Annotated in this window: 22 protein-coding genes and 1 pseudogene; 21 read left to right on the plus strand and 2 right to left on the minus strand. The window is 73.0% G+C overall.

The genetic code is table 11. From position 1 onward, the window contains the following. Positions 1–280 precede the first annotated feature (280 nt). From ACFYZJ_RS17455 to ACFYZJ_RS17525, 15 genes and pseudogenes are all read left to right on the plus strand, one after another. The gene (locus tag ACFYZJ_RS17455) at positions 281–1,753 is read left to right on the plus strand and encodes an FAD-dependent monooxygenase (RefSeq protein WP_388569437.1); all 1,473 of its coding nucleotides are present in this window, start codon (positions 281–283) and stop codon (positions 1,751–1,753) included. A 63-nt stretch (positions 1,754–1,816) separates the two neighbouring features. Beyond that, on the plus strand, positions 1,817–2,146 hold the full coding sequence (locus tag ACFYZJ_RS17460; RefSeq protein WP_388568625.1) for a TcmI family type II polyketide cyclase: 330 nt from the start codon (positions 1,817–1,819) through the stop codon (positions 2,144–2,146). Beyond that, positions 2,143–3,414, plus strand: coding sequence for a beta-ketoacyl-[acyl-carrier-protein] synthase family protein (locus ACFYZJ_RS17465; RefSeq protein ID WP_388568628.1), 1,272 nt, complete (start codon positions 2,143–2,145; stop codon positions 3,412–3,414). Before ACFYZJ_RS17460 ends, ACFYZJ_RS17465 begins: the two co-directional genes overlap by 4 nt. Beyond that, positions 3,411–4,622: a ketosynthase chain-length factor gene (locus tag ACFYZJ_RS17470; protein WP_388568630.1), complete on the plus strand. Its 1,212-nt coding sequence runs from the start codon at positions 3,411–3,413 to the stop codon at positions 4,620–4,622. Before ACFYZJ_RS17465 ends, ACFYZJ_RS17470 begins: the two co-directional genes overlap by 4 nt. Before the next feature lie 128 nt (positions 4,623–4,750). Then, positions 4,751–5,011, plus strand: coding sequence for an acyl carrier protein (locus ACFYZJ_RS17475; RefSeq protein WP_388568633.1), 261 nt, complete (start codon positions 4,751–4,753; stop codon positions 5,009–5,011). Positions 5,012–5,104: 93 nt separating this feature from the next. Beyond that, complete coding sequence (gene fabG / locus ACFYZJ_RS17480) at positions 5,105–5,890, plus strand: 3-oxoacyl-ACP reductase FabG (RefSeq protein ID WP_388568636.1); 786 nt, start codon at positions 5,105–5,107, stop codon at positions 5,888–5,890. A gap of 50 nt (positions 5,891–5,940) precedes the next feature. Then, positions 5,941–6,879, plus strand: a complete 939-nt coding sequence (locus ACFYZJ_RS17485) for an aromatase/cyclase (protein ID WP_388568639.1) — start codon at positions 5,941–5,943, stop codon at positions 6,877–6,879. Further along, positions 6,834–9,260, plus strand: a pseudogene (locus tag ACFYZJ_RS17490) (SDR family oxidoreductase); the annotation flags it as partial. The gene ACFYZJ_RS17485 and the pseudogene ACFYZJ_RS17490, both read left to right, overlap by 46 nt. 118 nt (positions 9,261–9,378) lie before the next feature. Beyond that, positions 9,379–10,842 (plus strand): MFS transporter, encoded by a 1,464-nt coding sequence (locus ACFYZJ_RS17495; protein WP_388568642.1) that lies wholly within the window; start codon positions 9,379–9,381, stop codon positions 10,840–10,842. A 124-nt stretch (positions 10,843–10,966) separates the two neighbouring features. Beyond that, positions 10,967–12,547: an acyl-CoA carboxylase subunit beta gene (locus ACFYZJ_RS17500; protein ID WP_388568645.1), complete on the plus strand. Its 1,581-nt coding sequence runs from the start codon at positions 10,967–10,969 to the stop codon at positions 12,545–12,547. A gap of 29 nt (positions 12,548–12,576) precedes the next feature. Continuing rightward, entirely contained in the window at positions 12,577–12,837 is a 261-nt protein-coding gene (locus tag ACFYZJ_RS17505; protein WP_388568648.1) for an acyl-CoA carboxylase epsilon subunit, read from the plus strand. Between the two features lie 58 nt (positions 12,838–12,895). After that, positions 12,896–13,759, plus strand: coding sequence for an NAD(P)H-binding protein (locus tag ACFYZJ_RS17510; RefSeq protein ID WP_388568650.1), 864 nt, complete (start codon positions 12,896–12,898; stop codon positions 13,757–13,759). 50 nt (positions 13,760–13,809) lie between these two features. Continuing rightward, positions 13,810–14,508: a putative quinol monooxygenase gene (locus ACFYZJ_RS17515; RefSeq protein ID WP_388568653.1), complete on the plus strand. Its 699-nt coding sequence runs from the start codon at positions 13,810–13,812 to the stop codon at positions 14,506–14,508. Positions 14,509–14,525: 17 nt separating this feature from the next. Continuing rightward, on the plus strand, positions 14,526–14,714 hold the full coding sequence (locus tag ACFYZJ_RS17520; RefSeq protein ID WP_388568656.1) for a hypothetical protein: 189 nt from the start codon (positions 14,526–14,528) through the stop codon (positions 14,712–14,714). A gap of 47 nt (positions 14,715–14,761) precedes the next feature. Then, positions 14,762–15,793 carry an alpha/beta hydrolase family protein gene (locus ACFYZJ_RS17525; RefSeq protein ID WP_388568658.1) on the plus strand — a complete coding sequence of 344 codons (1,032 nt, stop codon included), beginning with the start codon at positions 14,762–14,764 and terminating at the stop codon, positions 15,791–15,793. Here the strand turns inward: ACFYZJ_RS17525 and soxR are convergent. After that, positions 15,708–16,163: a redox-sensitive transcriptional activator SoxR gene (gene soxR, locus ACFYZJ_RS17530; RefSeq protein ID WP_388568660.1), complete on the minus strand. Its 456-nt coding sequence runs from the start codon at positions 16,161–16,163 to the stop codon at positions 15,708–15,710. The two genes, ACFYZJ_RS17525 and soxR, sit on opposite strands and share 86 nt — an antisense overlap. A 63-nt stretch (positions 16,164–16,226) precedes the next feature. Between soxR and ACFYZJ_RS17535 the strand changes: the two genes are divergently transcribed. From ACFYZJ_RS17535 to ACFYZJ_RS17560, 6 genes are all read left to right on the plus strand, one after another. Then, positions 16,227–16,652 carry a hypothetical protein gene (locus tag ACFYZJ_RS17535; RefSeq protein ID WP_388568663.1) on the plus strand — a complete coding sequence of 142 codons (426 nt, stop codon included), beginning with the start codon at positions 16,227–16,229 and terminating at the stop codon, positions 16,650–16,652. Further along, complete coding sequence (locus tag ACFYZJ_RS17540) at positions 16,652–17,749, plus strand: cytochrome P450 (protein ID WP_388568666.1); 1,098 nt, start codon at positions 16,652–16,654, stop codon at positions 17,747–17,749. Before ACFYZJ_RS17535 ends, ACFYZJ_RS17540 begins: the two co-directional genes overlap by 1 nt. Further along, on the plus strand, positions 17,746–18,525 hold the full coding sequence (locus ACFYZJ_RS17545) for a class I SAM-dependent methyltransferase (protein WP_388568669.1): 780 nt from the start codon (positions 17,746–17,748) through the stop codon (positions 18,523–18,525). Before ACFYZJ_RS17540 ends, ACFYZJ_RS17545 begins: the two co-directional genes overlap by 4 nt. 92 nt (positions 18,526–18,617) lie before the next feature. Next, entirely contained in the window at positions 18,618–19,925 is a 1,308-nt protein-coding gene (locus ACFYZJ_RS17550) for an MFS transporter (RefSeq protein WP_388568671.1), read from the plus strand. Between the two features lie 73 nt (positions 19,926–19,998). Beyond that, the gene (locus tag ACFYZJ_RS17555; RefSeq protein ID WP_388568674.1) at positions 19,999–20,640 is read left to right on the plus strand and encodes a DsbA family protein; all 642 of its coding nucleotides are present in this window, start codon (positions 19,999–20,001) and stop codon (positions 20,638–20,640) included. A gap of 85 nt (positions 20,641–20,725) precedes the next feature. After that, complete coding sequence (locus ACFYZJ_RS17560) at positions 20,726–21,310, plus strand: NADPH-dependent FMN reductase (RefSeq protein WP_388568677.1); 585 nt, start codon at positions 20,726–20,728, stop codon at positions 21,308–21,310. Positions 21,311–21,352: 42 nt separating this feature from the next. On the opposite strand, the gene ACFYZJ_RS17565 is transcribed toward ACFYZJ_RS17560, so the two are convergent. Next, positions 21,353–22,027, minus strand: a complete 675-nt coding sequence (locus ACFYZJ_RS17565; RefSeq protein ID WP_388568680.1) for a response regulator transcription factor — start codon at positions 22,025–22,027, stop codon at positions 21,353–21,355. Positions 22,028–22,399 lie beyond the last annotated feature (372 nt).

A 22,399-nucleotide genomic window follows, 5' to 3' on the forward strand; every position in this document is an offset into this window, starting at 1 on the left:
ATGGAGCAGCCGCTGAACGCCCACAAGGCCGGCACCATCAAGGGCCTGAACGCCGAGGTCGGCGCCTCCATCACCTCCGGCGCCGCCATCTGCGACATCAAGGACTGAGTTTCTCACCGACATTACCGGCCGGAATTCCTACTGAACCGGCCAGGGGACTCCGGCACGCGCGATCGCCACGCCGCTCGCACCGATTCCCTCCCTCGGGCCGCCGGTCCGTGACCGGACCGGAAAAACCGAGGAAATCCAAAGGAAAGGACTCATGGCCAAGGAGAGGCACATGGACGCCGAAGTGATAATCGCCGGTGCGGGACCGACCGGCATGATGCTGGCGGGTGAACTACGCCTGGCCGGTGTCGACGTGATCGTCCTGGAACGTCTCGAGCGGCGCACGGGCGAGTCCCGCGGCCTGGGGTTCACCGCACGCACCATGGAGGTGTTCGACCAGCGCGGACTGCTGCCGCGGTTCGGGGAGATCGAGATCAGCAACCAGGGCCACTTCGGCGGCCTGCCCGTCGACTTCGGCGTGCTGGACGGCGCCCACCAGGCCGCCAAGACCATCCCCCAGTCGCAGACCGAGAGCGTCCTGGAGGAGTGGGTCACCGAACTGGGCGGTGACATACGACGCGGCCACGAGGTCGTCGTCGTCAAGGACGAGGGCGACTCGGTCACCGTCGAAGCCCGCGGTCCTCAGGGCGTGGAGCGGTTCACGGCGCCGTACCTGGTGGGATGCGACGGAGGCCGGAGTACGGTGCGCAAGGCGGCCGGCTTCGCCTTCCCCGGCACGGCGGCGACGATGGAGATGTTCCTGGCCGACGTCAGGGGCCTGGACCTGGAACCGCGCATGATCGGCGAGACGCTTCCCGGCGGCATGATCATGGTCGGTCACCTGCCGGGCGGCATCACCCGGCTCATCGTGTGCGAGCGCGGCACGCCTCCCCGGCGCCGCACCGCGCCGCCGCAGTACGACGAGGTGGCCGCCGCGTGGAAGCGGCTGACCGGCGACGACATCTCGCACGGCGAGCCGGTGTGGGTCAGCTCCTTCGGCGACGCCACCCGCCAGGTCACCGAGTACGTGCGCGGCAGGGTGCTGCTCGCCGGCGACGCCGCGCACATCCACTTGCCGGCCGGCGGGCAGGGCATGAACACCGGTATCCAGGACGCGGTCAACCTCGGCTGGAAGCTCGCCGCCGTGGTGCGCGGCCGGGCCCCGGAGGGCCTGCTGGAGACCTACCACAGCGAGCGCCACCAGGTCGGCAGGCGGCTGCTGATGAACACCCAGGCCCAGGGCCTGCTCTTCCTGAGCGGCCCGGAGATGCAGCCGCTGCGCGATGTGATGACCGAGCTCATCCAGTACCCCGAGGTCAGCCGTCACCTGGCCGCCATGGTCAGCGGTCTGGAGATCGGCTACGACGTCGGCGGCGGCACCAACCCGCTGCTCGGCCGCCGCATGCCACACGTCGACCTGGTCCGCCCCGACGGCACCGCCACCGGCAGTACACAGGCCCTGCACCGGGCGCGCGGCGTGCTGCTGGATCTGGAGGACAACGCGGTGCTGCGCCACCGGACGGCCGGCTGGCGGGACAGGGTCGACGTCGTCACGGCGGCCCCTCGGGGCGAGCGGGCCGTGGAGCGGCTGGCCGGCTGCTCGGCCGTGCTGGTCCGCCCGGACGGCTACGTGGCCTGGGCCGCGCCCGGCAGCCACGGCGACCTGCCGATGGCGCTGGAGCGCTGGTTCGGCCCCGCGCTGTGACCGGACTGCGCGGAGTGACTGGGACGACCGGAACCGGTCGTGAGTCGTGAGGAGACAAGGAACATGCACAGCACGCTGATCGTGGCACGGATGGACCCGGGCTCGGCATCCGACGTGGCCAAGCTGTTCGGCGAGTTCGACCGCACCGACATGCCGCACCGGATGGGCACCCGGCGCCGCCAGCTGTTCCACTTCCGGGGCCTCTACTTCCACCTGCAGGACTTCGACGCCGACGACGGCGGCCGCCGTATCGAGGAGGCCAAGCTGGACCCGCGGTTCGTCCGGATCAGCGAGGACCTCAAGCCGTACATCGAGGCCTACGACCCGGCGACCTGGCGTTCGCCCAAGGACGCCATGGCCACCCGCTTCTACCACTGGGAGGCGTCGGCGTGACGGCACGTCGGGTGGTCATCACGGGCATCGGTGTCGTCGCCCCCGGCGGCATCGGCGTCAAGAACTTCTGGAACCTGCTCAGCGAGGGACGCACCGCGACCCGCGGCATCACCTTCTTCGACCCCGCACAGTTCCGCTCCCGGGTGGCGGCCGAGATCGACTTCGACCCCGAGGAGCACGGCCTGGGCCCGCAGGAGGTGCGGCGCATGGACCGTGCGGCCCAGCTCGCCGTCGTCGCCGCGCGCGAGGCGGTCGGCGACAGCGGGCTGGAGCCGGACGAGCTCGATCCGCACCGCGTCGGGGTCACCGTCGGCAGCGCGGTGGGCGCCACCATGGGTCTCGACTGGGAGTACCGCGTGGTGAGTGACGCCGGGCGGCTGGAACTCGTCGACCACGAGTACGCCGTGCCCCACCTGTACAACTACTTCGTGCCCAGCTCGTTCGCGGCGGAGGTGGCCTGGAGCGTGGGTGCCGAGGGGCCCACCAGCGTGGTGTCCACCGGCTGCACCTCCGGCCTGGACGCGGTGTGCCACGCTGTGGAGCTCCTGCGGGAAGGCTCCGCCGACGTCATGGTGGCCGGCGCCACCGACGCGCCGATCTCGCCGATCACGATGGCCTGTTTCGACGCCATCAAGGCGACCACCCCGCGCAACGACGACCCCGAGCACGCCTCGCGGCCCTTCGACGGCACCCGCAACGGCTTCGTGCTCGGAGAGGGTTCGGCGGTGTTCGTACTGGAGGAGCTGGAGAGCGCCCGGCGGCGCGGCGCGCACGTCTACGCCGAGATCGCCGGCTACGCCTCCCGCTGCAACGCCTTCCACATGACCGGCCTCAGGCCGGACGGCGCGGAGATGGCCGAGGCGATCCGGGTCGCCCTGGACGAGGCGCGTGTCGACCCGGAGGAGATCGACTACGTCAACGCGCACGGCTCGGGCACCAAGCAGAACGACCGGCACGAGACGGCCGCCTTCAAGAAGAGCCTGGGCGAGCACGCCTACGCCGTGCCCGTCAGCTCCATCAAGTCGATGATCGGCCACTCGCTGGGCGCGATCGGCTCGATCGAGATCGCCGCCTCGGCGCTGGCCATGGAGCACAACGTCGTACCGCCCACGGCCAACCTGCACACCCCCGACCCCGAATGCGACCTGGACTACGTGCCCCTGACCGCCCGGGAGCACCGCACCGACGCGGTGCTGACGGTCGGCAGCGGCTTCGGCGGCTTCCAGACCGCCGTGGTCCTCACCCGTCCCGAGAGGAGGGCGGCATGACCGCGACCGCGGTGATCACCGGCCTGGGCGTCGCCGCGCCCAACGGGCTGGGGACGAAGGAGTTCTGGGCGGCCACGCTCAGGGGCGAGAGCGGCATCGGTCGCATCGAGCGGTTCGACGCCTCCCGCTATCCGGCGCGCCTGGCCGGCCAGGTGCGCGGCTTCGTCGCCGAGGACCACCTGCCCAGCAGGTTGCTGCCGCAGACCGACCGCATGACCCGGCTGGCCCTCGTGGCCGCGGACTGGGCGCTGGACGACGCCGGGGTGCGGCCCGACGAACTGCCGGCCTACGACATGGGTGTGGTCACGGCCAGTTCCTGCGGCGGTTTCGAGTTCGGCCAGATCGAGCTGCGCAACCTGTGGAGCAAGGGCAGCCAGTACGTCAGCGCCTACCAGTCGTTCGCCTGGTTCTACGCCGTCAACAGCGGCCAGATCTCCATCCGCAACGGCATGAAGGGGCCCAGCGGCGTGGTGGTCAGCGACCAGGCCGGCGGTCTGGACGCCGTCGCCCAGGCCCGTCGGCAGATCCGGCGCGGCACGCCGCTGATCGTCTCCGGCAGTGTCGATGCCTCGATCTGCCCGTGGGGCTGGGTGGCCCAGTTGGCGAGCGGCCGGCTCAGCGCCAGCGACGACCCCGACCGCGCCTATGTGCCCTTCGACGCGCAGGCGTGCGGCCACGTCCCCGGGGAGGGCGGCGCGATCCTCGTCGTGGAGGACGCCGAGGCGGCCCGGCGCCGCGGCGCGCGGCCCTACGGCGAGATCGCCGGCTACGGGTCCACGTTCGACCCCGCGCCGGACAGCGGCCGCGAGCGCGGCCTGAAGCGGGCGATCGAGCTGGCACTGGCCGACGCCGGGGCCGACGCCCGGGACGTCGACGTGGTGTTCGCCGACGCGGCGGGCCTGCCGGCGGAGGACCGCGCGGAGGCCGAGGCCCTCGCGGCCGTGTTCGGCACCCGGGGCGTCCCCGTCACGGCGCCGAAGACGATGACCGGGCGGCTGTACTCCGGTGCGGCGCCGCTGGACCTGGCCGCGGCCGTGCTGGCGATCGCCGACGGGCAGATCCCGCCCACCGTCAATGTCCGGCCGGTCGCCGACTACGGCCTGGACCTGGTCACCGGCGCACCGCGCCCCGCACAGCTGCGCACCGCGCTGGTGCTGGCCCGCGGCCACGGCGGCTTCAACTCGGCCATGGTCGTCCGGGCCGCCTGACGAGGTTCCTGCGGCAGCCGCCCCCGTCTTCCCTTCTCTCCCCCTCAGCACGAGGAAACACCTCCTCGGCACCACGGAGATCCCCTCACAGCACGACGAAACAGCACGACGAAACGGAGCAAGGAACCGTGCAGTTCACCATCGACGACCTCAAGCGCATCCTCCTCGAGGGCGCCGGCGCGGACGAGAGCGTCGACCTCGACGGCGACATCCTGGACCGGCGCTGGGACGAACTCGGCTACGAGTCGCTGGCCCTGCTGGAGACCGGCAGCCGCATCGAGCGCGAGTACGGCATCACGTTCGACGAGACGTCGGTCACCGAAGCCGAGACGCCGCGCGCACTGCTGGAGCTCGTCAACGCCCAGCTCGGCGCCTCCGCCGCCGCCTGACGTCCCCGTCCCCGCCCGGGGCGGACGGGCCTGCACCCGCACCGTCGGCCCCGGGCGGCCCCACCGTCCGCATCGCACCCAGCCGGAGAAGCCATGACCGAGCACACCTCGCGAGTCGCCGTCGTCACCGGAGCCACCAGCGGCATCGGCCTGGCCGTCGCCAGGGCCCTGGGAGCCCGGGGCCATCGCGTGTACATCGGCGCCCGTACCGCGGAGAACGTCACCACCACCGTCAAGCAGCTGCGCGAGCAGGGCGTCACCGCCGAAGGCAGCGCCGTCGACGTGCGCGACGGCGCCGCGATCCGGCGCTTCGTCCAGGCCGCCGTCGACGCCTTCGGCGCCATCGACATCCTCGTCAACAACGCGGGCCGCTCCGGCGGCGGCGTCACCGCCGACATCGCCGACGAGCTGTGGGACGACGTCATCGACACCAACCTCAACAGCGTCTTCCGTATGACCCGCGAGGTGCTCAACACCGGCGGCATGCGCGAGAAGACGTGGGGCCGCATCATCAACATCGCCTCCACCGCCGGCAAGCAGGGCGTCGTCCTGGGCGCCCCCTACTCGGCCTCCAAGCACGGTGTCGTCGGCTTCACCAAGGCCCTCGGCAACGAGCTCGCCCCCACCGGCATCACGGTCAACGCCGTCTGCCCCGGCTACGTGGAGACGCCGATGGCACAGCGCGTCCGGCAGGGCTACGCCACCGCCTACGACACCACCGAGGACGCCATCCTGGAGAAGTTCACGGCGAAGATCCCGCTCGGCCGCTACTCCACCCCGGAGGAGGTCGCCGGCCTCGTCGCCTACCTCGCCTCCGACACCGCCGCCTCCATCACCTCGCAGGCCCTCAACGTCTGCGGCGGCCTGGGCAACTTCTGATCCCCGGCCGGCCTGGACAGTCGTCCGATTCCCACGAGGAGTACCCAGTTATGACGAGCCGTCAGGTGGAACACGAGATCACCGCCGACGCCCCCGCGGCCACCGTCTACCGGCTGATCGCCGAGGTGGAGAACTGGCCCCGGATCTTTCCGCCCACCATCTACGTCGACCACGTCGAGCGCAGTGCCGCACAGGAGCGCATCCGCATCTGGGCCACGGCCAACGGAGAGGCCAAGAGCTGGACGTCGCGCCGCACCCTGGACACGGACAACCTACGGATCACCTTCCGCCAGGAGGTGTCCGCCCCACCGGTCGCCGCCATGGGCGGCATCTGGATCATCGAGCCGCTGTCGGACACGCGGTCCCGGATCCGGCTGCTGCACGACTACCGCGCGGTCGACGACGACCCGCGCAGCCTGCAGTGGATCGACGAGGCGGTGGACCGCAACTCCCGCTCGGAGCTGGCTGCGCTGAAGGCCAACGCCGAACTCGCCCACGGGGCCGAGGACATCGCGTTCTCCTTCGAGGACACCGTGCGCATCGCCGGCTCCGCCAAGGACGTCTACGACTTCGTCAACGACGCCCACCTGTGGCAGGAGCGGCTGCCGCACGTGGCCCGCGTCCGCTTCGAGGAACCCGCTCCGGGCCTGCAGGTCCTGGAGATGGACACCCGTGCCAAGGACGGCTCCACGCACACCACGAAGTCCTACCGGGTGGCCTTTCCGCACCACCGGATCGCCTACAAGCAGGTCACGCTGCCGGCGCTGATGACCCTGCACACCGGGATCTGGACGTTCACGGAGCAGGAGAGCGGCGACGTCGCAGCCACCTCGCAGCACACCGTGGTGCTCAACACGGACAACATCGCGCAGGTGCTGGGGCCGCAGGCCACCCTGGCGGACGCCCGCGCCTACGTCCAGGGCGCGCTGAGCACCAACAGCCGCGCCACCCTGAACCACGCCAAGGACTACGCCGAGAACAGGCACTGACCATGACCGGGCACACGCTGGACACCGACGTCGTCGTGGTCGGCGCGGGCCCCGTCGGGCTGATGCTCGCGGGCGAACTGCGCACCGGCGGCGCGCGGGTGACCGTACTGGAGCGGCTGCCGGAGCCCACCGCCGAGTCCCGCGCCTCGACCCTGCACGCCCGCACCATGGAACTGCTGGACCAGCGCGGCCTGCTGGAGAGGTTCGGAGAGCTGCCCAACGACGTGCGCGGCCACTTCGGCGGGATCCCGCTGGACCTGACGCTGCCCGGTCCGTACCCCGGCCAGTGGAAGGTGCCCCAGACCCGTACCGAGGCGATCCTCGCCCAGTGGGCCGGCGCGCTCGGCGCGGACCTGCGGCGCGGCCACGAGGTCACCGGGCTGACGGAGCACCCCGACCACGTGGAGGTCGAGGCCGCCCGGCCCGGCGGCACGGTGCGGCTGCGCGCCCGGTACGTGGTGGGCTGCGACGGCGAGCGCAGCGCCGTCCGCCGCCTGGCCGGCATCGCCTTCCCCGGGCACGACGCCGTACGGGAGCTGTTCCGCGCCGACGTGGCCGGCATCGACATCCCCGACCGGCGCTTCGAGCGGCTGGAGAAGGGCCTGGCGATCGCAGCCCGCCGGGGCGACGGGGTGACCCGGGTGATGGTCCACGCCCACGGACGCGCGCCACGGCCCCGCACCGGCGCACCCGAGTTCACCGAGGTGTGCGAGGTGTGGCGGCACGTCACCGGGGAGGACATCGGCGGCGGCACACCGCTGTGGCTCAACGCCTTCGGCGACGCCTCCCGGCTGGCCGCCCACTACCGCGCCGGCCGTGTCCTGCTCGCCGGCGACGCCGCCCACCAGCAGATGCCGGTCGGCGGCCAGGCCCTCAACCTGGGGCTGCAGGACGCGGTCAACCTGGGCTGGAAGCTGGCCGCCGTGGTGCGGGGCCGGGCGCCGGAGAGCCTGCTGGACACCTACCACCACGAGCGGCATGCCGTCGGCGCCCGGGTGCTGAAGGGCATCGAGGCCCAGACAACCCTGCTGCTGGGCGGCCCCGAGGTGGAGGCGATGCGCTCGGTCCTGGCCGAGCTGCGCGGCCACGAGCGGGTACGGCGGCACCTCGCCGGGACGATCAGCGGCCTGGACGTGCGCTACGACCTCGGCCGGGACCCCCACCCGCAGATCGGCGCCCGGCTGTTGCCGGTCCCGCTCATCACCGGCCACGGTCCCACGACGACGACCGCGCTGCTGCGGCCGGGACGCGGGCTGCTGCTGGACCTCAGGGGCGATGTCGACCGCCACACGGAGCTGCGCCGGGCGTGCGGCCCCTGGCTGGACCGGGTGGACCTGGTGGCGGCCGAGCCCGCGCCAGGCGGAGCGGACCTGGAAGGGGACGCGTTCCTGCTGCGCCCGGACGGCCACGTCGTCTGGGCGGCGTCCGCCTCCGACGAGGACGGGCCGGCCGCCGCGCTCAAGACATGGTTCGGCCCGCCCGCGGCCGCGCCACAGACCGCCGGTGGTCGCACGACGGCGCGGCCACGCGCCGCGCGACCCGGCACCGCAGAGCACCGCGTCGACGCACACCACCGAGGAGTCGACCGGCACCACCGAGGAGAAGGAGGAGACAGGCAGATGGGCAGGCTCACGGGCAGGACGGCGCTGGTCACCGGGGCCAGTCGGGGCATCGGCCGGGCGATCGCCGTCCGGCTGGCGGCCGAGGGCGCGCTGGTCGCCGTCCACTACGCGACCGACCGGAATGCGGCCGACGAGGTCGTGGCGGCCGTCGAGAAGGACGGCGGCCGGGCCTTCGCCGTGCGGGCGGAGCTCGGCGTGCCCGGCGACGTCCACGAGCTGTTCCTGGCCCTGGAGCAGGGGCTGAAGGAGCGCACGGGGTCGACCGACCTGAACATCCTGGTCAACAACGCGGGCCGGATGGGTGGCGTGCCGGTCGAGAAGATGACGCCGGAGGAGTTCGACCGGCTGTTCGCGGTCAACGCCAAGGCGCCGTTCTTCATCGTCCAGCGCGCCCTGGCGAACCTCACTTCGGGCGGCCGGATCATCAACATCTCCTCCGGGCTGACCCGCTTCGCCAACCCGGACGAGATCGCCTACGCCATGACCAAGGGAGCCGTGGAACAACTCGCCCTGCACTTCGCGAAGGTGCTGGCGCCCCGTAGGATCACCATCAACAGCGTCGCGCCCGGCATCACGCGCAACGGCAACCCGCTGTTCGACGTGCCGGAGGCGGTCGAGCAGATGGCCCGGCTGTCCGCGTTCAACCGGGTCGGCGAGCCGGAGGACGTCGCCGACGTGGTGGCCTTCCTCGCCTCCGACGACAGCCGCTGGGTCACCGGCGCCTTCCTCGACGCCACCGGCGGCACCCTGCTGGGCTGACCCGCCGCGGCGCCCCTGCGCCCGGCCGCCGTACGGTCGCGGCCGGCCGGGGGCCGGGGGCCGCCCCCTCACCGTCACCCCTGTTCGGAACACCCCCGACTCTGTTTCGGAGCCCTCCGTGAAATCCTCGACGCACGCACCGGCCGGCTCCCCGGACGCGGCACCCGGGCCCTGGGACGCCGGGCAGTGGGGCCTGCTGGTGGTCCTGGCCGGGAACATGCTGATCGACTCCCTGGAGGTGTCGACGGCGATGGTGGCGCTGCCGTCCATCGGCCGGGATCTCCACCTGTCGCTGACGGTCCTGCAGGGCGTGGTCACCGGCTTCGCCCTGGGCTTCGGCGCGCTGCTGCTGTTCGGCGCCCGCGTGGTGGACCGGCTCGGCAGGCGGCCGGTGTACCTGTCGGCGCTGGTGGTCTTCGCCGTCGCGTCCGTGGCCGGTGGACTGGCCGGCGGGCCCGTCCTGCTCATCGCCTGCCGGGTGGTGAAGGGGTTCTGCGCCGCGCTCACCGCGCCGACCGGCCTGGCCATCATCACCACGGCCTTCCCGGAGGGGCGCACGCGGTCCCGGGCCGTGTCGGTGTACGCGTTCGTCGGCGCCTGCGGGTTCACCGGCGGGCTCCTGCTGTCCGGTGCGCTGACCGAGGCGGACTGGCGCTGGACCTTCCTGTTCCCGGCGCCGGTGATGCTGGTCCTGTTCGCCTTCGGGCTGCGGCTGATCCCGGCGAGCGCCTCCGCCGGCCCGGCGCGCCGCCTCGACCTCGCCGGCGCGGCGACGCTGACCGTTGGCCTGGCGGCGGTGGTGACGGGCATCGTCCAGGTGCCCGGCCGTAGTTGGGGCAGCCCGCTCGTCATCGGCGCGTTCGCGGCCGCCGCCGCGCTGCTGGCCGCCTTCCTCGTGATCGAGCGAACGGCCGCCGACCCGCTCTTCCGCCCGGCCCTGCTGGCCCACCGGGACCTTGCGCGGGCGGTGCTGGGTGCCGTCGCGCTGAACGGCTCGTACCTCGGGCTGCTGCTGGTGGCCACCTTCCAGCTGCAGACCACCGAGGGCTGGTCGCCGGCGCGCACCGCGCTCGCCCTGCTGCCCGCGAGCCTGCCGCTGACGGTCACCGCGCCCCTCTCGGGGCGGCTGATCGAGCGGTTCGGCACCCGCCGCCTGATCGCCCTGGGCGCCCCGGCCCCGCTGCTCGGCCACCTGCTCTACCTGCGGGCGCTCACCCCGCACCCCGCGTACGCCACCGACGTCCTGCCCGCCATGCTGCTGGTCGGGATCGGCTTCGCGCTGTGCTTCGCCGCCCTGAACGTGCAGGCGGCGGCCGGGGTGCCGGCCGCGGACCGGTCGGCGGCCACCGGCCACTACCAGACCGCGGTGCAGACGGCCGCCGTGCTCGCACCCGCGCTGGTGACGGCGCTGCTGCTGTCCTCCGGCGCCCCGGGCTCACCCGCGGCCGGGGCCTACCGGCCCGCGGTATGGCTGGTCGTCGCGCTCGGGGGGCTGGGACCGGTGGCGGCGATGGCGCACCGCCCCGTGCGTCGCTCCGCCTCCGGGCGCACCGCCGGACCGCACCCGGCCGCCCGCCCGTGACCCGCCCCGAGCCACGAGCCGTCCCCGCCCCGAACCCGTCCCTGCCCGTACCCGACCGTCTCCCGGCCCCGTACCCGTCCCGGCGCGCCTGCCGCCGGGCGAGAACCACAGGAGCTGCGACTCGATGACCACAGCAACCTCCCGGTCCGTCGACGCCCCGGAGCGCGACGGCCTCACGGAACTCGCGCACCTCAAGGAACAGGTGCTCCAGGGCCCCGACCCGGCCGCCACCGAGCGGCAGCACGCCAAGGGCAAGCTGACCGCGCGCGAGCGGATCGACCTGCTGCTGGATGCGGGCTCCTTCCACGAGGTGGAACCGCTGCGCCGGCACCGCGCCACCGGCTTCGGACTGGAACACAAACGCCCCTACACCGACGGCGTGGTCACCGGCTGGGGCACGGTGCAGGGCCGCACGGTCTTCGTCTACGCGCACGACTTCCGCATCTTCGGCGGAGCCCTGGGCGAGGCGCACGCGCAGAAGATCCAGAAGATCATGGACATGGCGATGTCGGCGGGTGCTCCGCTGGTCTCGCTCAACGACGGCGCCGGCGCCCGCATCCAGGAGGGCGTCACGGCACTCGCCGGCTACGGCGGCATCTTCGAGCGCAACACCCGGGCCTCGGGCGTCATCCCGCAGATCAGCGTCATGCTCGGCCCCTGCGCGGGCGGCGCCGCCTACTCGCCCGCCCTGACCGACTTCGTCTTCATGGTCCGCGGCACCTCGCAGATGTTCGTCACCGGACCCGACGTGGTGCAGGCCGTCACCGGAGAGCGGATCACCCATGACGGGCTCGGCGGGGGCGACGTGCACGCCGAGACCTCCGGCGTCGCACACTTCGTCCACGACGACGAGGCGAGCTGCCTGGAGGACGTGCGCCACCTGCTGTCGCTGCTGCCGGCCAACAACCGGGAACTGCCGCCCCGCACGCCGTGCGACGACCCCAAGGACCGTCCGGTCGAGGCCCTGCTCGACATCGTGCCGGCCGACCCCGGCCGCAGCTACGACGTGCGGGCCGTCATCGAGGAGCTCGCCGACCACGGCGAGTACGTCGAGGTCCACGCCGGCTGGGCCCGCAACGTCGTGTGCGCGCTGGCCCGGCTCGGCGGCGAGACCGTCGGAGTCGTGGCCAACCAGCCGGCCGTCCTCGCGGGCGTCCTCGACATCCACGCCAGCGAGAAGGCGGCCCGCTTCGTGCAGTTCTGCGACGCCTTCAACATCCCGCTGGTGACGCTGGTGGACGTGCCGGGCTTCCTGCCGGGCGTGGACCAGGAGCACGGCGGCATCATCCGGCACGGCGCGAAGCTGCTGTACGCCTACTGCAACGCCACCGTCCCCCGCGTCTCGGTCGTGCTGCGCAAGGCCTACGGCGGCGCGTACATCGTGATGGACTCGCGCTCCATCGGCGCCGACCTCGCGCTGGCCTGGCCCGGCAACGAGATCGCCGTGATGGGCGCGGAGGGCGCCGCGAACGTCATCTTCCGGCGGGAGATCCAGGCCGCCGACGACCCCGAGTCCGTACGGCAGCAGAAGATCAAGGAGTACCGGGCGCAGCTCATGCACCCCTACTACGCCGCCGAACGCGGTCTGGTGGACGACGTCATCGACCCGCGTCGCACCCGGGAGGTCCTCGTCGACGCCCTGGCGATGCTGCGCGAGAAGCACGCCGACCTGCCCTCCCGCAAGCACGGCAACCCGCCGCAGTGAGCACGCAGGAACGGAAGGAACACCGCCGCATGCACCGTGAACGGACTGCGGACGCCACCCCACTGATCCGCGTCACCCGGGGCGAGGCCGGCCCGGAGGAGCTCGCCGCGCTCACCGTGGCCCTGCTGCTGCACGCCCGCGGCCCGGCCGCCGCGGGAGCGGGACCGGCCGCACAGCACCGGCGCCCGGCCACCTGGCGCCGGCTCGAGCGGGCGCTCAACCACCGCAGCGCGCGCAGCTGGCGCAACGAGGCGCGCCGCACCCGGCCGCTGTCCGGGGCCGGTATCTGACCGCGCCCTCGTCCCCGTATCTCCGCATCCCGCACATCGACCACCGAGGAGTGACCCGATGACTGCACAGCCCACCGTGCTGGTGACCGCGGCCACCGGCAACGTCGGTCCGCACGCCTGCGCCCACCTGCTGCGCGCGGGCGCCCGGGTGCGGGCCCTGGTCCTGAAGGACGACCCGCACGTCACGCGGCTGCCCGACGGCGTGGAGGTGTACCACGGCGACCTGGCCGTGCCGGAGAGCCTCGACACCCCCTTGGAGGGCGTGGACGGCGTGTTCTGGATGTGGCCCTTCTTCACCCTGGACGTGCGCACGGCGCCCGAGGTGCTGCGCAGGATCGAGGAGCGGACGCGACGCATCGTGCTGGTCTCCTCCGTGGGCGTGCACATCGGCCTGGAACCGGTCGACAACAACTGCCATGCCTACCTCGAGCAGTTGATCGAGCGCACGGGGCTGGAGTGGACGTTCCTGCGCACCACCGGCTTCATGGCGAACGCGCTCGGCTTCGCCCCGCAGATCCGGGCCGGCGACGTGGTGCGCTTCCCCTACGGAGCCGCGGCCCGCACGCCGGTGCACGAGGGCGACCTCGCCGAGGTCGGCGCCCGCTCCCTGCTGGCGGACGGGCATGCCGGGCGGAAGTACCTCGTCTCCGGCCCGGAGGTGCTCACCCAGGAGCAGCAGGTGCAGATCATCGGGGACGTGCTCGGCCGCGGCCTGCGCTGGCAGGACGTGCACGCGGACGAGGCGCGCAAGCAGATGGTGGCGGCCGGCTGGCCTCCGTCGTACGCGGACGGCGCGCTGGACTACTTCGCCCGCCTGACCCGGGAGCCCGAGGTCGGCTCCTCGGTCGTCGCCCAGGTGACCGGACGGCCCGCCCGCACCTTCCGGCAGTGGGCCGAGGAGCACGCCGAGGCCTTCCGCTGACCACGCGTCCGCCCGGCCGCCCGAGGAGAGAGACAGAACCTGGAGACCCCATGACCCCGACGCACCCCTCACCGGCCCCGCAGCCGGGACCCGAGACCCCTGTGCCCACGTACGCCGCCGCCTTCGAGGTGCTGCGTGTCGACGGCGCCGCGACGGCCGACGCCCTGGCCGGCCTCGTCGCCCGGGAGGTGGCGGCCTGGGTCGGCGAGGCACCCGGATTCCTGCTGTCGCGGGTGCACGTCGCCCTGGACGGCAGGGCCGTGGTGCACCACACCCGGTGGCGCGACGAGGCCGGCTACCGCACCTACCTCGGCCATCCGCGGGCCGGTGCGCTGCGCGACCTGGACCGGCGGCCGGGGGTGGTCTCCGCCGCGGTGTTTGCCGGCACCCCGGCGGGCGGCATCGCGGGCCCCGCGGCCGGACGGGCGCCCGGTGTGGTGGCCGTGGCCACCCGCCACCTCGCCGGGCCTCAGCAGGCCGGTGAGGTGCTGGGCCTGCTGCACCGCACCGGCGCGTGGAAGCGCGACTTCCCCGGTTTCATCTCCGCCACCCCCTACCTCAGCCCCGACCGGCGCACCTTCGTCAACTACCCGATGTGGACGGACCGCGCCGCCTACGACGCGTGGATGGCCGACCCCCGCATCGCCGAGGGGCAGAGCGAGGTCGCCCGGTTCGAGACCGCGCCGCCCGAGTACCTCGTGTGCACCGTGACCTGCGAGACCAGCGCCCCGTCGGCGGCCGCAGGTTGAGACTCTCTGGAGACACCGTGACCGACCTGCTGTTCCGCCCCGGCCCACCCGCCGCGGCATCCCCTGCCCGGCCCGGCCGGACGCCCCAGCCGCACCCGGACGAGCCGGTTCCCGAACCGGCCGGCGGCCGGCCGCCCGTGCCGCTCCTGGCCGGAACAGGGGACGCCGACCCCGCCGAGTCGCACATCGTCCGCGGCATCGACTGACGCGGCCCCCGCCCACCGACCGAACGACGCGCGAAGGCGCAAGCACCATGATCTCTGAACCGATCACCACCGACCTTCCGGGCGGCACAGTCGCCGCCGCACCGCCGCCCGTGCGGGAGACCGTGCTGGACGCGGACGGCGTCCCGCTCTCCGGCCTGCTCGGCCTGCCGGCGGACGGCCCGCCCCGGGCGACCGTGGTGGCGCTGCACGGCGGAGGGATGCGGGCCGGCTACTTCCACAGCCTTGCCCACCCCGGTCTGTCGCTGCTCGCCCTCGGCCCCCGGCTCGGATTCACCGTGCTGGCCCTGGACCGCCCCGGCTACGGCCGCTCGGCCGCGCACCTGCCGCACGGGCAGACCCTGCGGGAGCAGTGCGCCGCCGTACGGGCGGCGCTCACCGACTTCGGCCTGCGCCATCCGCTGGGCGGCGGCGTGTTCGTCGTGGCCCACTCCTACGGCGGCAAGCTCGCCCTCGCGCTGGCGGCGACCGGCACCGATCTGATCGGGCTGGACATCTGCGGCCTGGGCCACCGCTTCGCGGTCGACCCGCGGCGCCTCGCCTCGCTGCACGACCGCCGCACGGCCGCACTGCACTGGGGGCCGCTCGCCCTGTACCCGGCGCACACCTTCCGGCTCGCCGCCGCGCTGGTGGGCCCCATGCCGGAGCGTGAGGAGCAGGAGGCCCGGCGCTGGCCGCGGATCTTTCCCGAGCTGGCCCCGCGGGTGGGGGTCCCGGTCCGGTTCACCTTCGCCGAGTACGAGCGCTGGTGGCGGCACGACGAGGAGGCACTGACCGAGCTGACGGAGTTGCTCCCGGCGGCCCGGGTCCGCGTGGACCGGCTGCCGGACGCCGGCCACAACGTCAGCCTGGGCTGGGCCGCCCGCGCGTACCATCTGCGGGCCCTGGCGTTCCTGGAGGAGTGCCTGGCCGCCCGGCGGCTCGCCGCGGAGCGTAACGCCCGGCCGACCGGCAAGGCTGCGCCGGCCGGCTCCCTCAGTCCACCTGGAGCCGGCGCGGACCCGCTCCCTGCTCGCCCAGCACGTCGTAGGGGTTGGCCAGCACGCAGCGCTCCAGGGTGAGGCAGCCGCAGCCGATGCAGTCGTCGAGGTCGTCACGCAGCTTCAGCATCTGCTGGATGCGCCGGTCGAGGTCGGCCCGCCAGTGCGCCGACAGGGCGGCCCACTCCTCCCGGGTGGGCGCCCGGTCCGCGGGAAGGACGGCCAGGGCGTCCTGGATGACGCTCAGCGGGATGCCGACCCGCTGTGAGACGCGGATGAAGGCGACCCGGCGCAGGGTGTCCCGTGAGTAGCGGCGCTGGTTCCCGGCCGTGCGGTGGCTGCGGATCAGCCCCTCGCGCTCGTAGAAGCGCAGCGCCGAGGTGGTCACGCCGCTGCGCCGCGCCAGCTCGCCGATGGTCAGCTCCTTGGGGAGGGGGGTGGTGGTCGGCATACGCACCACGCTAGAAGAACCTCACCTTTACTTCAACTTCCCGTGGAGCAGGGAGGAACAGGAATGACGTCATCGGCAGCCCCGCCCGTGCCGCTGTTCGGCAGCGCGTACTTCCAGAACCCGCATCCCGTGTTCGCCTGGCTCCGCGACCACGCCCCGGTGCACGAGTTCGCCTTCCCGGTGGGTGGGGTGCGCACGTGGCTGGTGACCCGGTACGACGACGTGAAGGCCGTGCTCGCCGAACCCCGGTTCAGTTCGGAGGACGGCACCTGGGGCAACGCGGAGTTCGAGAAGGCCGGCCTGGTCAGCGGTGCGGAGAGTGTCCCGGAGAAGGCGGTGACGGTCGTCGATCCGCCCCCGCACACCCGGCTGCGCCGGCTGGCGATGAGCACGTTCACCCCGCGCCGGATCGCGCAGTGGCGGCAGAGCGTGGAGCAGGTGGTGGCCTCCGTCCTGGACGCCTGTGCGCCCGGGGAGAGTTCGACGTGATGGACGACTACGCAGGCCCGGTCTCCTCCACGGTGATGGGGGAGATCCTCGGACTGCTCATCGACCGGCACCGGAAGCTGGTGAACGCGCTCGCCCAGGCCTTCCCGTCCGATGCCGCCCGTATGGACCAGGCGCCCGAGGGGTTCGCCCGGATCTGCGGCTACGCCGAGGAGCTCGTCGCCCTCAAGCGGCGCAGCCCGGCCGACGACCTGACCTCCGCGCTGATCCAAGCGCGGCAGGACGAGGACCGGCTGACGGAGGAGGAGGAACTGATCGCCATGGTGGCGGCCGTGATCCTCGCGGGCAGCGACACCGTCCGCGCCTTCGTCGGCAACGCCGTGCTCGCGCTGCTCGGCCACCCGGGCCAGGCCCGGCTGCTGCGCGAGCGGCCCGGCCTGGAGGCGGATGCGCTGGAAGAACTCCTGCGCTACGAGGGCGCACTGACCACGGCCCTGTTCCGGGTGACCACCGAGGAGCTGGAGTTCCGCGGCACGGTGCTGCCCGCCGGGGCGCCGGTCATCGCGGCGCTGCTGTCCGCCAACCGCGATCCCCGCCGGTTCCCCGACCCCGACCGGCTCGGGCCTCCGCCTCGGCGGGCCGCACCACGTCGGCTTCGGCCACGGACTGCACCACTGCCTGGGGGCCGCACTCGCCCGCCTGGAGGGGCAGTTGGCCATCCCGGCACTGCAGCGCAGGTTCCCCTCACTGGCCCTGGCGGTGCCGCGCGAGGAGTTGCGCCACATCGAGAACTGGGCGATGCGGCGGCTGGTCCGGCTCCCTGTCCGCGCCGCCGGAGAGGGAGCGGCATGACCGCCTGTCAGACCGAAGCGCGCGCCACCGTGCGCGTCGATCCGCGGCTGTGCCGGGGCACCGGTCTGTGCCGGGCCACGTCGCCCGCCCTGTTCCGGCTGACCGGTGCCGGGCACGCCGTGCCCGTCGAGAGCGAACTGCACGACGACGGCTCGGTGCGGCTCGCCCGGTCCGTCGCCGACTGCTGCCCCATGGGCGCCGTAGGAGGTGCTCGCCGGCCTCGACGGCGGTACCGGCGCCCACGTATCCAACCCCGACCGCAGCGACCGGAAGGGGTGATCCCGTGACACACACTTCTCAGGAGGAACCGACCATGGACCAGTCCGAGGCCATTCTGTCCAAGCTGTGGGAGCGCAACTACGACCCGCTCACCTGCGAGATCATCGACCGCCTGGCCCTGCGCCCCGACGCCCGCTGCCTGGACCTGGGCGCCGGGGCCGGATCCATGGCGTACCGGCTCGCCGAACAGGTACCCGAGGGCTCCGTGCTCGCCGTGGACGTGGACACCAGCCTGCTGGACGCTTCGCGCAGCCCACGCCTGATGGTACGTCAGGCCGACGTGGAGGAGGAGGACTTCGCCCCGGGGTCCTTCGACCTGATCCTCGCCCGGGCTGTGCTGTCGGTGCTGCGCGCCCCCGACGAGCTGCTCGCACGCGCCGTGCGCTGGCTCGCCCCGGGCGGCTGGCTGGTGGTGGAGGACTTCTACTTCCTGCCCGCCGAGGACGCGGCGACGCCGGTGGGGCGCGCGGTCATCGAGGCGTACCTGCGGACCTTCGACCTGCACGGCGCCGACATGCGCTTCGCCCGCCGGCTGCCCGCCCGGCTGGCGCAGCTCGGTCTGGCCCGCGTCGACCTGCACCTGCGGCCCCTCGGCCCCGGGCAGGGCGAGTACGAGAACGAACTCATACGGCGTCGCCTGGAGTTGCAGGGGCAGCCGCTCGTCGACAACGGCTGGGTGAGCGCCGAGCAGCTCGGCGAGTTCATCGCCGGGCTGGACCGGCCCGAGGCACGCGACGTCACGACGCTGCTGTTCTCGGCATGGGGACAGCGCCCCGCGACGTGACCGACAGCCACCGCTTGACTTCAACTTAAGTTGAACTTTTACGGTGGCAAGCACAGCAAGCGACCACAAGCTGTCACCGAGGAGAGGTACAGGTGCGCTCCGACCCGACAGTCAACGAACACGGCCGCCGAGGCGGGCCCGGCCGGGCGGGCGTTCTGGTGCTCGCCGGCACGCTCACGATCATGGCCGGAGCCGTGGTGTCCCCCGCGATACCCGGCATCCGCGCCGCGTTCGCCGACACCGCCGACGTCGACCTGCTGGCCAGGATGATCACCAGCGCCCACGCTTTGGCCATCGTGCTCTTCTCGCCGTTCGCGGGCGCCCTGTCCGAACGCCTCGGGCGTAAACGGGCCCTGGTGGCGGGCATGCTCACCTTCGCCCTGGGCGGCAGTTCCGGCTTCTACCTGCCCGACCTGGTGAGCATCCTGGCCGGCCGCGTCGTACTCGGGCTCGGCGTGTCCCTGATCATGACGAACAGCGTGGCCATGATCGCGGACCTGTACGACGGAACCGAGCGCCAGCGGCTGCTCGGGCGGCAGACCGCCGCCGGCGCCTTCGGCGGCGTGCTGCTGCTGGTCGGCGGCGGTGCACTCGCCGGGCTGGGCTGGCGTACGGTCTTCCTGGTCTACCTGCTCGGCGCGGCGCTCGTCGTCCCCGCGCTGACGCAGCTGCCGGAGACCCGGCCGGGAGCCGCCGGCACCCGGCCGGCCGCGGGCCCCTCCTCGTCCGGAGCCCTGCGCGGCCCGGCCACGGGGGTGGCGGCGGCGCTCGCCGCGATGTTCCTGGGCCAGGTGGCCTTCTACTCGGTGCCGGTGCAGGTCCCCTTCCTCGTGGAGGACCATTTCCACGCCGGTTCGGTGGCCTCCGGCGCGGTCATCGCGGTGCAGACACTCACCACCGGCCTGGTGTCGCTGCGCTTCGCCGCCATCCGGCGCCTGGCCGGCGAGTACGGCCTGGTCGCCACGGCCTTCGTGGCCATCGCCGTCGGCTACCTGGTGCTCTTCCTGGCCCCGCACGTCGCCGTCCTGGCGCTGGGCACCCTGGTGATGGGCGTGGGCCTGGGCGTGCTGATGCCCACGCTCAACAGCTGGGTGGTCAACGAGGCGCCGCCCGAGGCACGCAGCCGGTACACGGGTTTCCTGACCACCGCGCTCTTCCTCGGCCAGTTCCTGGCCCCGATCGTCACCCAGCCGCTGGTGCGGGTCCTCGGCATCCAGCCGATGTTCCTGGCCATAGCCGCCGGCGCGCTGCTGGTCGCCGCCGGGTACCTGGTCGGCGGCCGACGGCGCACGGCGGTCCCCGGCCGGGCGGGCGCCCCGGCCGGGGGGCGCGGGGAGCACCAGGAGCACCGGGAGGCGCCGGCCGCCGGGCCCGACCGCGCCGCCGACCGGACGGGGTGACGGGCCCCGGATGCCCCCACCCGGCCGCCGGCAGCCCCTGCGCACACCGACGTCGTGTTCACCGGAGGCGACCATGGCACCGCATTCCCCCCGCACTCCCACCACCCGGCGGGTCGAGTTCGTCCTCGACCTCGTCTGCGTCCACTCCTACCTCGCCTTCACCCGCTTCGAGCGCGCCGCGGCGCGGCGGCGGGCCGACGGCGACCGCGTGGAGGTGGTGTTCCGCCCCTTCCAGATCGCTCCCGAAGCCCCCGCCCAGGGCGAACCGCTGCCCGAGCGCCACCGGCGCGACTTCGGGACCGAGGCCGAGCGGATGACGCGGCACATGGCGGCCGTGGGCGCTCAAGAAGGCCTCCGCCTCGACTTCGACCGGGCGGTGTTCGTCAACACCCTCCCCGCCCACCGGCTCCTCGCCGCGGCCGGACGCCAGGGACGGGCGGAAGCGATGGCGGAACGCCTCTTCCGCGCCTACTTCACCGACGGCGCGAACATCGGCGACGCCGCCACGCTGGACCGTCTGGCCGCGCAGGCCGGCGTCCGGCGCGGCGCGCCGGACGAGCCCGACGAGCCGGACCTCGCGGCGGAACTCGCCAAGGTCCGCGCCGAGAGCGTCCGCCAGGTCCCGCTGCTGCGCTTCGACACCGGGACGGCCCTGACCGGCGCACAGCCTGAGGAGGCCTACCTCCGGGCGCTGTCCGGACCGCCCGCCCACTGACCCCTTCGCCGACTTCGACGTCACCTTCACCCATCACCGTCGCCGGTGACCGTCAGTCACCGGCAAAGAACCAGTAAGGAGAGGCATGTCCACGTCCCCTCTGCGTCTCGCGGTCATCTGCGCCAGCGTCCGGGAGGGCAGGTTCGGTCCTACGGTTGCGCGGTGGTTCGCCGACCAAGCCCGTCAGCGCGGCGACATCGAGGTCGACTACATCGACCTCGCCGAGCACCCCCTGCCGACGGTGCTCTCGCAGTCCCCCGACAGCGGCACCGCCGAGATCCTCGCGCAACTGACGCCCCGCCTGGAGAACGCGGACGCGTTCGTCGTCGTGACACCGGAGTACAACCACAGCTACCCGGCCTCGCTGAAGTCCTTGATCGACTGGCACTACACGCAGTGGCGGGCCAAGCCGGTCGGCCTGGTCTCCTACGGCGGTCTGGCCGGCGGCCTGCGCGCGGCCGAGCACCTGCGGCCCGTCTTCGCCGAGCTGCACGCGGTGACCATCCGCGAGCAGGTGAGCTTCCACAACGCCTGGGACAGGTTTGACGAGAACGGCGACCTGAAGGAGCCGCAGGCGCCCGCCGCCGCGGCGAAGACCATGATGGACCAGCTCACCTGGTGGGCCGAGGCGCTGCGCGAGGCGCGCCGCAAGCGGCCGTACGGCCAGTGATCCGGTGCGGTGCGGGGCCCCGGCCCCGCACCGCACCGCCGGTCAGGCCGCCATGGTCATGCCCCGCCCGAGGCGGAAGCCGACACCGCGCACGGTGAGGATCCAGGACTTGTCGCCGAGCTTGTTCCGCAGGCTGTTGACGTGGGTGTCGATCGTCCGCCCTGCCGTGGTCGCGACACTCTTCTGCCACACACGCGCCATGAGCTCTCTGCGGCTGAAGACCGTGCCGGGCCGGGAGGCGAGCGTGTGCAGCAGGTCGAACTCCTTGCGCGTGAGGGAGAGTTGCTTGCCGGAGAGGTAGGCCTCACGCCGGGCCACGTCGATCTGCAGCGGACCGTGGACGATGCGGCTGCAGTTCATGGCGGGGCGGGCCCGGCGTAGCACGGCCTCCACGCGGGCCATCAGCTCCTGCACGCCGTAGGGTTTGTCGAGGCAGTCGTCGCATCCGGACTTCAGGCACAGCACGCGTTCGAGTTCGGTGGTGCGTTCCGTGATCGCTATGATCGGCGTGTCCGCCGCGGCGCGGATGTCCGCGCAGACCTGCAGGCCGTCGAGGTCCCGCAGCCCGAGGTCGATTAACACGAGGTCGGCTTGGTGGTGCAGCTCCAGCGCCGCTGCACCGGTCCCCACGCTCCAGGCAGCGTAGCCGTTCTTTCTCAGCAGGTGGACGACAGACCGTGCGCAGGCGGTGTCGTGGTCCACTACGAGCACCCGCATTACTTGCCCTTTCTCTACCCGACCGGCATGTGTCGCTGTTCAACTGGCATTGCTCATGGGTGGATCGTCCCGGCGGCGCCAGTGATCTGCCCCGACGGCTCCGCGACGGGCCGGCGGCCCCGGGTCAGGACACGCCGACCGCGCCGGAGCGAGCGGGGCAGACGCTGGAGCTGTGCCGACCACTCCCCCGTTGATCTGGCGGTATGGCCTGTTGCCTCCCCCACGCCTGGGCGAGTGAGCAGACCTGCAGGAGTCAACGTTTCAGCGTAAAAACCCTGCGCCAGGCACTGTCAATGAAGCGATGGCCAATCCCCTTCGTCCGCACGGCGCTTGTGCACGCTGGGTGACGGCACGCCGGGCCTGGATGCTGGT

Origin of the sequence: Streptomyces sp. NPDC001848 (assembly GCF_042891915.1) — a bacterium.
Classification (GTDB): domain Bacteria; phylum Actinomycetota; class Actinomycetes; order Streptomycetales; family Streptomycetaceae; genus Streptomyces.